At 41.1% G+C, this 12,745-nt stretch carries 10 protein-coding genes and 1 pseudogene; 7 read left to right on the top strand and 4 right to left on the bottom strand.

Annotation, left to right across the window (positions count from 1 at the left end; translation table 11 throughout):
* Window positions 1-5: 5 nt before the first annotated feature.
* Genes yidD through rpmH form a run of 3 tightly spaced genes read right to left on the bottom strand, consistent with a single transcriptional unit; the run spans window position 6 to window position 894 of the window.
* Window positions 6-326, bottom strand: a complete 321-nt coding sequence (yidD, locus tag FTT70_RS11860) for a membrane protein insertion efficiency factor YidD (RefSeq protein ID WP_004969767.1) — start codon at window positions 324-326, stop codon at window positions 6-8.
* A gap of 9 nt (window positions 327-335) precedes the next feature.
* On the bottom strand, window positions 336-728 hold the full coding sequence (rnpA, locus tag FTT70_RS11855; RefSeq protein WP_004969764.1) for a ribonuclease P protein component: 393 nt from the start codon (window positions 726-728) through the stop codon (window positions 336-338).
* Window positions 729-759: 31 nt separating this feature from the next.
* Window positions 760-894 carry a 50S ribosomal protein L34 gene (gene rpmH / locus FTT70_RS11850; protein ID WP_000831329.1) on the bottom strand — a complete coding sequence of 45 codons (135 nt, stop codon included), beginning with the start codon at window positions 892-894 and terminating at the stop codon, window positions 760-762.
* Window positions 895-1,554: 660 nt separating this feature from the next.
* Between rpmH and dnaA the strand changes: the two genes are divergently transcribed.
* The 5 genes from dnaA (at window position 1,555) to FTT70_RS11825 (ending at window position 8,345) form a co-directional block, all read left to right on the top strand.
* Window positions 1,555-2,931 (top strand): chromosomal replication initiator protein DnaA, encoded by a 1,377-nt coding sequence (gene dnaA / locus FTT70_RS11845; RefSeq protein WP_004969761.1) that lies wholly within the window; start codon window positions 1,555-1,557, stop codon window positions 2,929-2,931.
* Window positions 2,932-3,039: 108 nt separating this feature from the next.
* Window positions 3,040-4,188 (top strand): DNA polymerase III subunit beta, encoded by a 1,149-nt coding sequence (gene dnaN, locus FTT70_RS11840; RefSeq protein ID WP_004969759.1) that lies wholly within the window; start codon window positions 3,040-3,042, stop codon window positions 4,186-4,188.
* Between the two features lie 37 nt (window positions 4,189-4,225).
* On the top strand, window positions 4,226-5,308 hold the full coding sequence (gene recF, locus FTT70_RS11835; protein ID WP_154320150.1) for a DNA replication/repair protein RecF: 1,083 nt from the start codon (window positions 4,226-4,228) through the stop codon (window positions 5,306-5,308).
* A gap of 44 nt (window positions 5,309-5,352) precedes the next feature.
* Window positions 5,353-7,821, top strand: a complete 2,469-nt coding sequence (gyrB, locus tag FTT70_RS11830) for a DNA topoisomerase (ATP-hydrolyzing) subunit B (protein ID WP_154320151.1) — start codon at window positions 5,353-5,355, stop codon at window positions 7,819-7,821.
* Window positions 7,822-7,982: 161 nt separating this feature from the next.
* Window positions 7,983-8,345: a hypothetical protein gene (locus tag FTT70_RS11825; RefSeq protein ID WP_004969754.1), complete on the top strand. Its 363-nt coding sequence runs from the start codon at window positions 7,983-7,985 to the stop codon at window positions 8,343-8,345.
* A 456-nt stretch (window positions 8,346-8,801) separates the two neighbouring features.
* Here FTT70_RS11825 and abc-f read toward each other — a convergent pair whose 3' ends face one another.
* Window positions 8,802-10,742 carry a ribosomal protection-like ABC-F family protein gene (gene abc-f, locus FTT70_RS11820; protein ID WP_180168648.1) on the bottom strand — a complete coding sequence of 647 codons (1,941 nt, stop codon included), beginning with the start codon at window positions 10,740-10,742 and terminating at the stop codon, window positions 8,802-8,804.
* A gap of 387 nt (window positions 10,743-11,129) precedes the next feature.
* Here abc-f and FTT70_RS11815 point away from each other — a divergent pair, with 387 nt between their 5' ends.
* Window positions 11,130-12,146 carry a putative solute-binding protein gene (locus tag FTT70_RS11815; RefSeq protein WP_004969750.1) on the top strand — a complete coding sequence of 339 codons (1,017 nt, stop codon included), beginning with the start codon at window positions 11,130-11,132 and terminating at the stop codon, window positions 12,144-12,146.
* Window positions 12,147-12,605: 459 nt separating this feature from the next.
* Window positions 12,606-12,745 (top strand): annotated as a pseudogene (locus FTT70_RS11810) (RNA-guided endonuclease TnpB family protein); the annotation flags it as partial.

The raw sequence follows: 12,745 nt of genomic DNA, 5'->3' as shown, positions 1-12,745 counted from the left end.
ATCTATTACCCCAAGTGGTTAGAGTGATTTTGGTTCAATAAACGATCACGAAAGGGTACAGTAATGTGATGCGTTTGAGAATCTATTTGCTGAAATGAAATAAAACGAATGACTTTTGGCGGCACCGGATCATAGCCCGAACCACCCCACGGATGACAACGACAAATACGTTTTGTAGCCAGCCACACACCACGTACAGCACCATGCGTATGGACTGCTTCCAAAGAATATTGAGAACATGTTGGAATATAGCGACAGCGTGGTCCCAATAAAGGACTAATCGCGATCTGATAGAAACGTATCAACCAATGCAGTAAAAGTACCATTGGCCATCTCTACTTTTGTGGGGAGGGAGCTATTTTTGAATGCTTTTTGGCGAGACGTTGTAACTTCTGCCAAGCAAATTGTAATTGCTGATGCAATTCCGCATTAGATACCGTATCTACCCCAACTTTGGGCATTACCACAATATCTAAGTCATTTAATTGCTGTTGGTGTAAGCGAAAACTTTCGCGAGCAAGTCGTTTTACTCGATTTCGTTCGTGTGCACGACGCACTTTCTTTTTTGCAACGACAAGACCCAAACGGCTATTCGGCAGTTCGGAATGTTTTGCAAGAAATAAGAAATGGGGTTGATGCACTTTAAAAAGCGCACCATCAAACACACCTTTATAATCGGCAGCACAGCGTAATCTCAACTCTGTGCTGAAGCCATAAAGTGTTGTCATAACACCCAAGAGTCGGTTCAGCGTGACTGTATTAAACAGTTAAGCTGTGACGACCTTTTGCACGACGGCGAGCCAATACTTGACGACCAGCTTTAGTAGCCATACGAGCACGGAAACCATGAACGCGCTTACGCTTTAATTCAGATGGTTGAAATGTACGTTTCATATCGAAACTCCAAAAATGATCTTTCTATAAAGGTCCGCGATTTTAGTGCTCATTGCTTGAGCTGTCAATGAAAAACACGGTTTCTTGCAAAATAAGCCTAAATTTTTCTTTTTAACAAGTTTTCGCTCAATTGACTGGTTGATCATACAAATTAAAGTATACACAAGATAAGTAATTGTTTATGCTTGACTAATGAGTTATTAACAGTATTATTCACATAATTATCCACAAGCTTATTCTGTTTAATTTTAAAATTTTCGGTTTTGAATTTAAATTTAAACTCAGATTGAATTATCCACAGTTGCAACGTTTCTTATAAATAAATTCAAATTTATAAATTTAAATTTATTACTATTAGGGACGCATTTTTCTGTTGAAAACCCACTTTTTCTTTTATAAAACAAAATTTTGAATTGTGGATATCTGTGTTTCTATAATTTTAATACTATGTGGATAACTTTGTGCTATATTTTATCCACACCTTGCGGATAAACTTATCCACACCACGTTTCAAATTTAAATTCAGGTTTAATGATTCCTTTTTTGAGCAATTTTGCTGATTTTGTCATGACAGATGTGGATAACTTGGTTAGAATGGCGACCCGCTCAGGCGGTCGAGAGAAGTTTTAAATTTAAAAATGGATTAGATAGGGGGTTCACATGCTTTGGACGGACTGCTTAAATCGCTTGCGACAAGAGCTCTCTGGAAATGTCTTTACAATGTGGATTCGCCCATTGGTGGCAGAAGAAGTTGAAGATACATTAAAACTTTATGCGCCTAATCCTTATTGGACGCGTTACATTCAAGAACATCATCTGGAATTGATTACTATTTTGGCAGAGCAGTTGTCTGAGGGACGCGTGCGTAAGGTCGAAATTTTAGTCGATTCGCGTCCAGGTGCAATTTTATCGGCCAGTGAACAACCTGCTACCACTACTGCTGCGCTGGAATCTAGCCCTGCGCCTGTGGCCAAGCCTAAACGTGAAAAAGAAGAAAGTTCTGCAAAAAGCCGTAAACGCCAACTCAATCCGTTATTTACCTTTTCCTTATTTGTGGAAGGTCGTTCTAACCAAATGGCTGCGGAAACCTGTCGCAAGGTATTGACCCAATTGGGGGCTTCACAGCACAACCCATTATTTTTGTATGGCCCAACAGGTTTGGGTAAAACTCACTTGATGCAAGCGGTGGGCAATGCTTTGTTGCAAGCCAAACCGAATGCACGGGTGATGTACATGACTGCAGAAAGTTTTGTGCAGGATTTTGTCAGCTCTTTGCAGCAGGGCAAGGTTGAAGAATTTAAGAAAAACTGCCGCTCTTTAGATTTGTTATTGGTGGATGACATTCACTTATTGGCAGGTAAAGAAGCCAGTTTGGTGGAGTTTTTCTATACCTTTAACGCTTTATTGGATGAATCTAAACAGATTATTTTGACTTCAGACCGTTATCCAAAAGAATTAACCGAATTGGATGCACGTTTGGTGTCACGTTTTTCTTGGGGCTTATCAGTCGGGGTAGAACCGCCAGATATTGAAACCCGAATTGAAATTTTATTAAAGAAAGCTGAAAGCAGCGCCGTAGATTTACCACGTAACTGTGCTTTATTTATTGCCCAGCAAGTGGTGGCCAATGTGCGTGAACTTGAAGGTGCACTCAATAAAGTGGTGGCAATTTCCCGTTTTAAAGGCACCCCAATCGATCTAGATGTGGTACGTGAATCTTTAAAAGATGTCTTGGCAATTCGCGCACGTACCATCAGTACCGAAAATATTCAGCGAGTCGTGAGTGAATATTTCCGTATTCCGCTCAAAGAATTGGTGGGGCCAAAACGTACCCGTATTTATGCGCGTCCACGTCAGTTGGCAATGGGCTTGGCACGTGAGCTGACAGGCGACAGTTTCCCTGAAATTGGTATGGCATTTGGTGGCCGTGATCACAGTACCGTGATGCATGCCTGCGAAAAAGTACAAAGCCTGCGCGAAGAAGATCCGATCTTTAACGAAGACTATAAAAACCTGCAACGATTGTTGCAAAGTTGACCGAATTTGCTCAAATTCTGTTCTTGCCATGCGGCAGCTTTTGCCGCATAGTACACTGCTAAAAAACCTATTTTATACTCCAATCTTCAGTTGTTAGAGGAATGTACCGTGCGTTTAAAAATCGCGAAAGAAAGCTTACTGAATGTTCTGTCACATGTCGTAGGAGCGGTTGAACGTCGCCATACCTTAAATATTTTATCCAATGTCAAAGTTCAGGTGACTGAGCAAGCCTTAACCATTACTGGTTCGGACTTGGAAGTGGAATTGGTTGCCAGTACGAATCTGACTGAAGGGGCATGTTTACAGGCAGGGGAAACTACAGTGCCTGCACGTAAACTGATGGATATTTGTAAATCTTTACCAAGCGCAGCTTTGATTGATTTGCAAATCACTGAAGATCAGCGCTGTATTTTAAAATCGGGCAATAGCCGCTTTGTATTAGGTACTTTGCCTGCGGAAGATTATCCATTATTGGCTACAGAAAATGCTCAAGGTACGCAAGTGACGGTTACTGAGCGTGAGCTGAAGCGTTTGTTTGAAAAAACTGCGTTTGCGATGGCAGTGCAGGATGTACGCTTTTATTTAACGGGTACTTTGTTAGAAATTGATGAAAACCAATTACGTGCTGTGACCACAGATGGTCACCGTTTGGCCTTGTGTGAAACAGCGGCATCTTCGACAGCTACTCAATTAATTCAAGCCATTGTGCCGCGTAAAGCTGTGGCTGAATTGCAGCGTTTGCTGAGCATTGAAGATGAACAACTGGCACTTTTAATTGGGCGTGAATTGCTGAATGTGACCATTCGCACCCCAAGCCGTGACAAAGAACAAGCAGAAATTACCGTGCGTTTTACCACTAAATTAATTGATGGTAAGTTCCCAGATTATCGCCGTGTGATTCCACGTGGTGGTGATAAAAACGTGCTGATCGCGCATGATGTATTTAAACAATCTTTACAGCGTGTGGCGATTTTAAGTAATGAAAAATTGCGTGGCGTATTCCTGAATTTTAGTGCGGACACCTTGCAATTACGTGCCAATAACCCAGAACAAGATGAAGCAATTGAAGATTTAGCGATTCAATATGCCGATTCGCCGTTAGAAATGTCATTTAACGCACAGTATTTATTGGACGTATTAGGGGCATTGGATGGCGATGATGTATCGATGACCATGACCGAAGCCAATCAATCGGTATTGGTACAAGATCCAGCACATCAAGATCAAACCTATGTTGTGATGCCAATGCGTGTTTAAGTGAGCGGTTTATTTCAAGATTAAATCTAGCTGAATCATGCATATTACGCGTTTACATATCGAGCGTGTTCGGAACTTAAAAGCGGTTGCACTTCATGAGTTGCAGCCGTTTAACGTCTTTTATGGGCAAAATGGTTCGGGTAAAACCTCGATTTTAGAAGCGATTCATTTATTGGCGACAGGGCGTTCTTTTCGCACCCATATTCCTAAAAATTACATTCAGAACAGTAGCCAAGATGCGATTGTATTTGCTCAGTCATTGACTGAAAAAATTGGCATGCAAAAAATGGCATCGGGTGAGCAGTTGATTAAGGTCAATGGCGACCCTGTTGCGACCCAAGGGCAATTGGCTAAAATTCTGCCTTTACAACATATTGATCCACTCAGTACCGATATTATTGACCATGGTGCAAAACCACGACGGCAACTGTTGGACTGGTTGATGTTCCACGTGGAACCAGAGTTTTATCACGCTTGGCAATATTATTCACGTGCCTTAAAACAACGTAATAGTTTGCTTAAATCACAGCGACATTTAAGTCTGTCGGACTTGGAACCGTGGAACAAAATGCTCAGTGATTATGGTGAGATTTTGCATCAGCAGCGTTTGGGAACGGTGGAACAATGGCAGCAATTTTTTGCACAAGATTTACAGTATTTATTGCCTGATTTACACATTAGTCTGGAATACAGCGCAGGCTTTCATACCGAAACAGGCTTGTTGAATGATCTGTGCAATTATCATCAAAAAGATGTGGAACGTCGCTATACCGAATATGGGCCACACCGCGCCGATTTACGCTTAAAAACCCCAATGGGTGATGCCGATGTGGTGCTGTCACGTGGGCAGAAAAAGCTATTGATTATGGCATTAAAACTGTCACAGATTGCAATGCTGCATGCGTCTAATAAGGAAACTGTGGTATTATTAGATGATCTGACAGCAGAATTAGATTTAAGCGCACAACAACGTTTAATTGAACGATTAAGCCAATTGGGTAGTCAAGTTTTTATTACCACTTTAGATCATCAATCCGTGCAACAACACTTACAAGCGTTGTCGATTCCTTATCGCTTATTTCAGGTCGATCACGGAACGGTGCAGGCTGTTGAGCAATAATTTTTTTATCTTTGGATAGACCTATTTTTCACTAGGGAGAAACCATGAGTTCAGAAGATCAATCTGTCTCTACTACAGAACAAACCAATGAAAAGGCTTATGATTCCTCTAGTATCAAAGTATTGCGTGGCCTAGATGCTGTTCGTAAACGCCCAGGCATGTATATCGGTGATACAGATGATGGTACAGGTTTGCATCACATGGTGTTCGAGGTAGTCGATAACGCTATTGATGAAGCTTTGGCGGGTCATTGTGATGAAATTTTGGTGACTATCCATGAAGATGAATCTGTCAGCGTATCTGACAATGGTCGTGGTATCCCAACCGATATTCACCCTGAAGAAGGTGTCTCTGCAGCAGAGGTCATTCTGACCATTCTGCACGCAGGTGGTAAGTTTGATGACAACAGTTATAAAGTGTCGGGCGGTTTGCACGGCGTTGGTGTGTCGGTGGTCAATGCTTTATCGAGTAAACTTGAATTAACGATTAAACGCGCGGGTCAAATTCACCAACAGGAATACCGCCATGGTGATCCACAATATCCTTTAAAAGTAGTGGGCGACACTGAGCAATCAGGTACGACTGTGCGTTTTTGGCCAAGTGCTGAAACCTTTAGCCAAACCATTTTTAATGTGGATATTTTGGCACGCCGATTGCGTGAATTGTCTTTCTTAAACGCGGGCGTGCGTATTGTATTGCGTGATGAACGTGTCAATTTAGAACATATTTTTGACTATGAAGGTGGTTTGTCTGAATTTGTGAAATATATTAATGCAGGCAAAACCCATCTGAATGAAATTTTCCATTTCACGACACAGGCTGAAAACGGAATTACCGTAGAAGTTGCTTTGCAGTGGAATGATTCCTATCAGGAAAACGTACGTTGCTTTACCAATAACATTCCACAAAAAGACGGTGGAACGCACTTGGCAGGCTTCCGTGCTGCGCTAACCCGTGGGTTAAACAACTACATGGAAAGCGAAAATATCCTGAAAAAAGAAAAAGTCGTGGTGTCGGGTGATGATGCACGTGAAGGTTTAACCGCGATTGTGTCGGTCAAAGTGCCAGATCCAAAATTCTCATCACAGACCAAAGAAAAATTGGTATCGAGTGAAGTGAAACCTGCTGTTGAGCAGGCCATGAATAAATCTTTCTCTGAATATTTATTGGAAAATCCACAAGCGGCAAAATCCATTGCGGGTAAAATTATTGATGCAGCGCGTGCCCGTGATGCGGCGCGTAAAGCCCGTGAAATGACGCGCCGCAAGAGTGCTTTGGATATTGCAGGTTTGCCTGGTAAATTGGCTGACTGTCAGGAAAAAGACCCTGCATTATCTGAATTATATCTAGTCGAGGGTGACTCTGCAGGTGGTTCGGCTAAACAAGGTCGTAACCGTAAAATGCAGGCAATTTTGCCACTGAAAGGTAAAATCCTGAACGTGGAACGTGCCCGTTTTGACAAGATGATTTCATCGGCAGAAGTAGGTACTTTAATTACCGCTTTGGGCTGTGGTATTGGTCGTGAAGAATATAACCCAGACAAACTGCGTTATCACAAAATCATCATCATGACCGATGCTGACGTAGATGGTTCACACATTCGTACCTTGCTATTGACCTTCTTCTTCCGTCAAATGCCAGAATTGGTTGAGCGTGGTCATATTTATATCGCACAGCCACCATTGTATAAGCTGAAAAAAGGCAAGCAGGAACAATACATCAAAGATAACGATGCTTTAGAAACCTATTTAATTTCTAATGCGATTGATGAATTGGAGCTGCATGTGAGTGCTGATGCACCTGCAATTCGTGGTGAGGCTTTAGCCAAAGTCATTGCTGATTATCAAACTTCACAAAAGAGTTTGAGCCGTTTAACGCTGCGTTATCCTGCAAGTCTGTTGGATGGTTTATTAGAATTAGATGCCTTTAAAATTGATCAAGCAGCAGATCAGGCGTATGTACAACAATGGGGCGAGCAATTACGTCAAAGCATTGAACGATTACAGCCAGGTTTGCGTCCTGAATTAAGCATCGAACAGTTTGAAAAAGAAGATGCGGATGGTCAAAAATCTGCAACGTATTGGCCACGAATCACGGTATATGTGCACAACTTGCCCCATACTTATTTACTAGATACAGGTTTGCTGGGTTCAGCTGAATATGCACGTTTGCTGAAAAATTCAAAAAGCTGGTTTACGCTGCTTGAAGAAGGTGCGTATTTGGAAAAAGGCGAACGTAAAATTACGGTCAACAATTTCCATCAAGTGTGGCAACACATTTTGCAGGACTCGCGTCGCGGCATGATGATTCAGCGCTATAAAGGTTTGGGTGAGATGAATGCGGAACAACTTTGGGAAACCACGATGGACCCAGAAAACCGCAATATGTTGCAAGTCACCATTGATGATGCCATTGAAGCAGACCGCATGTTCTCTTGCTTAATGGGCGATGATGTAGAACCACGTCGTGCCTTTATTGAAGAAAATGCCTTAAATGCAGATATTGACGCTTAATTCGTCCAAATCATCCGCATAACCATAAGCACTCTACGGAGTGCTTTTTTATGTTTGGCTTTTGTTGTTGTCGTGATTCATCCAAATAACTTTTATAAAACTGACTTATTGTTCTGTCATGCTGAGCTACATTAAGCCAAAAATATAGGAGAATCATTAAGATGGATAATCAATTAGAACAAGCACGTGATGCATGGGTGAATGCTTTTTTTACTGGCAATGTGGAGCTGTTAGCACACTATGAAGATGAAGATTTTAAAGTCGTTTATACGGCAGAATCACGTGTGGAAAATCGTGAAACACGTTATGCCAACATTCAGCATGCAGTGAATAATGGTGTCTGGAAACCGATCAAACCGAATGTTGAATTAGAAGAATATGAGTTTGATCGTGAGCAGGTTAACTGTCGGATTCAAATTGGTTTGGCGGATGATCAAGGGTATATTCAAGAAATTTGGCGCTATATTCAGGGCTGGAAAATACAAGAATTATGTATTAGCAAAGCAAAAATTACTGCCGAGTAGCAGCGATTTTCTGTGAATCACTGAGATTCAATGACTCAAAATAACCATGAAAGAATGGATTGATTTGGCTTTAATTAGAGTTTTGAATTTAAAATAACAGTTAGTTTGAGTTGTGGATAACTAAGTTTTTGCTTTTAAATTTAAATTGTAGATTTTGAATTTAAAACTCAGTGTGATTTTTAAATTCAAAACTTCTTGCTTGGTAGCTATGCTGTCTTACTTTTATTCAGGGTGGGGGGTGTCATACAACTATGCTGTGGTGCAAGATTGATAAGTAAAAATAAACAAACGCAGAGAGTGACTTAAATTTCTTTACGTGGTTGTTGTGAAGATAAACTAAAGATTAAAACTATTACGAATGTGTCTTATAAGTATGGAACATACACAATGCATATTCTACGAAATATGATGAGATTTAACCCTATTTAGCATAGCGTTAAAATCTCATCGGTATGGCTATTCAAAGCTACTTTCGAGTTCTTCCAATTCCATCATCAATTCAAGCATTTGTTCTTCTGCCTGCGCCAATTTGGTTTTCAGATCATTTTGCTCATTCATGAGTTTGAGCAAATCATCTTTACAGTTGGCATCGTAAAGGGCAGGATCTGCCAGTTCGGTTTCAATTTCAGTCAGACGCGGTTGAATTTTTTCAATTTGCGCTTCGTATTTTTCAATATTTTTACGAATAGGGCGAGTTTGTTCACGGCGTTGTGCTGCCAGTTTGCGTTGAGCTTCTTTATCTACTTTGACTAGGTTAGTCTTGTTCTCAACCACTGGACTTGGATTGGATGGAGCTGTGTTGGATGTACCTTGCTTAAGCATGTCTGCACGAGCTTGGCGTAACCATTGGGCATAATCTTGTAAATCGCCTTCAAATTCTGTGCATTGTCCTGCATGAACCAAGAGTAAGTCATCGCAGACACTGGCAATTAATTGACGTTCGTGTGACACCAATACCACTGCACCTTCATAATCCTGTAATGCCATGGTTAAGGCATGTCGCATATCTAAGTCTAAATGGTTGGTCGGTTCGTCCAGAATCAGTACGTTAGGACGTTGCCAGACAATTAAAGCCAAAGCCAAACGTGCACGTTCACCTCCTGAAAAACTTTCACAAGGCGTGTCCATACGTTCGCCACTAAAACCAAAACTGCCTAAAAAGGCGCGTAAAGTGGCTTCGCTGATTTTTTTATCGGCAATGCGTGCCAGTTGTAGCATCGGGCTGGCGCTATCATCCAAAGCATCCATTTGATGCTGTGCAAAATAGCCAATATTGAGTAATTCTGAGGCTTTGCGAGTACCTGCCAATAACGCCAATTCACCCACTAAGGATTTAATTAAGGTCGATTTACCTGCGCCGTTCATCCCCAATAAACCAATACGACTGGTCGGGGTAATTTGTAGGTTAATTTTGCTGGCAATCACTTTGTCTGCATAACCAATGCTGACTTGTTCCAAGGTCAGTAAGGGTGAGCTCATTTTGGTCGGTTCACGGAAACTAAAGGTAAATGGTGTATCTACATGCGCAGGGGCAAGCAATTGCATGCGTTCCAATTGCTTGATACGGCTTTGTGCCTGCCGTGCTTTGGTGGCTTTGGCTTTAAAACGATCAATATATTTTTGTAAATGTGCACGGGTTTCTAATTGTTTTTCATACGCTTGTTGATGTTGTGCCAAGCGTTCACTGCGTGTGGTTTCAAAGGTTGAATAATTGCCTGTATATAAAGTCAGTTCACTATTTTCAATATGTAAAATATGATCGGTAATGGCATCTAAAAAATCACGGTCATGGGAAATCAGCACCAAAGTTCCCGCATAGGCTTTAAGCCAGTCTTCTAACCATAAAATTGCATCTAAGTCTAAGTGGTTGGTTGGTTCGTCCAGTAATAATAATTCGGAGCGACTCATTAAGGTACGCGCCAAATTTAAACGCATGCGCCATCCACCAGAAAAACTACTGACCGCCAAGCTGTTTTGATGTTCCATAAAACCTAAACCTGCCATCAGTTGTGCGGCTTTGGCGGGTGCGGTATAGCCATGAATTTCATCAAAACGACCATGCAAATGTGCAAGTTGGTCATTATTTAATTGTTCAGGATGTTGCAGTTGTTGTTGAATGTTCCAGTATTCTTCATCACCCGACAGCACAAAATCAATCGCAGGCAAATCCAATGCTTTAACTTCCTGTGCCATGTGCGCCACAGTCCAGCCTTGCGGACGGCTCAACGTACCTTCGTCTGGGGTTAAACTACCTAAAAGCGCAGCAAATAAACTGGATTTTCCTGCACCATTGACACCTGTAAGACCGACTTTCCAGCCTGGATGGATTTGCATAGACGCTTTTTGAAATAAAACACGTCCACCGCGGCGTAAAGAAACTTGGTCAAGTTGAATCATGGTGTTTACTGGTCACAACAAAAGTTGGGCATATTCTAATGGAAGCCCACCAGAAAACAAAAATAAGCCCAGTTTTATTTGTGATTTGCGAAAAATCTCTCTTGTGATGTTTAAAAATTATGATCTAACAACAGGCTTTTTTTATGACTTTGTAAACAAGCACAAAATACGTGCATGTTGGAAATGATCTTTATTTTGATCTAAATCTATAAAATATAAGTGAATTATGAAATAAAAATGATCGCTTAAATAAGGCAGTATAAGGTTTTGGCAGAATTGACAGATGAAATTCGAGTAAATGCTCTATTTTTTTAATTTGAACTTGCTTAATATTTGTTTCGTGTACGGACACTCAAAAATAAAAAAATCTGTAGAAGGATCGAAACAATGAAAAAAATATGGGTCAGCGCAACATTGACAGCATTCGCAGCGATCGGTTTCAGTGCTCAGGCGCAAGCAGCAAAAGTAGATGTATGTGTCTTTGACTTACTGGGTAAGTCAGGTGAATCTTTTCAGATGGCACAAGAGTGGGCGCTAGCAGCAAAAGGCTGGGGTGCAGAAGTCAATTTAATTCCACGTCAGGATGAAGCTGTCGCAGACAATGATTTTAAAGCAGGCAAATGTGATGGGGTATTTATGACCGCCATGCGTGCTCGCCAATACAATAAATTTGCAGGCTCGATTGATGCTTTAGGTGGTGCGCCAAGTAATGCGATTGCACAACGTGCCATCAGCTTTGCTTTAGATCAACGTAATGCAGCGAAAATGGTTACCAATTTAGGTGGCAAAAAATATGAAGTTGCGGGTATTTCACCTTTAGGTTCGGCCTTTATTTTTGTGCGCGACAAGAACATCAGCTCGATTGAAAAAGCAGCAGGGAAAAAGTTTGCGGTATTGGGCTATGACGATGCACAAAAAATTATGGTGCAGCGTGTAGGCGCGCAAGCCGTCATTTCTGATGTATCTAACTTTGTGGCGAAGTTTAACAATGGTCAGGTCGATATGGTCGGTGCGCCTGCCTATGCGTACAAACCTTTAGAAATCTACAAGGGTTTAGGCAATAACGGGGCGATGTTTAACTTCCCTGTATTACAAGTGACCGCAGACTTTGTGATTCGCCCTGAACAATTCCCTGCGGGCTTTGGGCAAAAATCACGAGATTGGTTTGTAAAAAATCTGCCTAAAGCGATGAGTATGATTAATCGTTTAGAAGGTGAAATTCCAGCCAAATATAAAATGAACTTGAGCGCAGAAGATAAAACTAAATATCAAAAAATGCTACGTGATGGACGTATGGATATGACCAAACGCGGTATTTATGACCCTGCCATGATGAGTGTGTTAAAACGCGCTCGTTGTTCTGTCGAAAAAACCAATTTTGAATGTTCACTTGGTGGTGAATAGATTGATTTTTAATAAAAAGCCGAGGGTCTGTTGATATTTCATAAATGGCTTGCACTGTAGGCTAAAACTGAGCAGATCAGGCATGAAACGTAGGGAATAGTGGGTCTATTGCCAAGTTTCATAACGCAATCTGAGAAAGTTTTAGCCACAGTCCTTCGGAACGAGCATATTTTTTGCTGCTATTGCGTTATGTGCCAGTCATTTAAAATGACTAAATTTCCTGCCTCATGCCTTATATCAGCTAAAAAACCTTGCGAGATATATCTCTCACGTCGCAAACATAGACGAAGTATCAACAGACCCTAGATTTCTAGGTTTTTTTATCCACTGGAGCGAAAAACCTCGTGGTTCAGCACGAGGATATAAGCGACTGGAGTAAACCATATGAACGACACGAAATGTCGTTTTAAATACTTGTACTATAGTCACTATTAAGAAAAATACTGTTAAAATAATTGGATGAAGACACTCAAATTACGCATAAAAGACAAACATTGCAAGGTGCTAAATCAGTTAGCATCCGAAGTAAATTTTGTCTGGAATTATGTCAATGATTTGTGTTTTAAGCATCTACAACGTAAACAACAATTCTTTTCAGC

The organism is Acinetobacter sp. YH01003, assembly GCF_013420525.1.
GTDB lineage: Bacteria > Pseudomonadota > Gammaproteobacteria > Pseudomonadales > Moraxellaceae > Acinetobacter > Acinetobacter towneri.
Note: the sequence above shows the minus strand (reverse complement) of the source record. Positions and strands in the feature narration are given on the sequence as shown.

Bases quoted from the DNA above. Each gene is read 5' to 3' on its own strand.
- yidD (WP_004969767.1), bottom strand. From the start codon at position 326: ATGGTACTTTTACTGCATTGGTTGATACGTTTCTATCAGATCGCGATT.
- rnpA (WP_004969764.1), bottom strand. From the start codon at position 728: ATGACAACACTTTATGGCTTCAGCACAGAGTTGAGATTACGCTGTGCT.
- rpmH (WP_000831329.1), bottom strand. From the start codon at position 894: ATGAAACGTACATTTCAACCATCTGAATTAAAGCGTAAGCGCGTTCAT.
- dnaA (WP_004969761.1), top strand. From the start codon at position 1,555: ATGCTTTGGACGGACTGCTTAAATCGCTTGCGACAAGAGCTCTCTGGA.
- recF (WP_154320150.1), top strand. From the start codon at position 4,226: ATGCATATTACGCGTTTACATATCGAGCGTGTTCGGAACTTAAAAGCG.
- gyrB (WP_154320151.1), top strand. From the start codon at position 5,353: ATGAGTTCAGAAGATCAATCTGTCTCTACTACAGAACAAACCAATGAA.
- FTT70_RS11825 (WP_004969754.1), top strand. From the start codon at position 7,983: ATGGATAATCAATTAGAACAAGCACGTGATGCATGGGTGAATGCTTTT.
- abc-f (WP_180168648.1), bottom strand. From the start codon at position 10,742: ATGATTCAACTTGACCAAGTTTCTTTACGCCGCGGTGGACGTGTTTTA.
- FTT70_RS11815 (WP_004969750.1), top strand. From the start codon at position 11,130: ATGAAAAAAATATGGGTCAGCGCAACATTGACAGCATTCGCAGCGATC.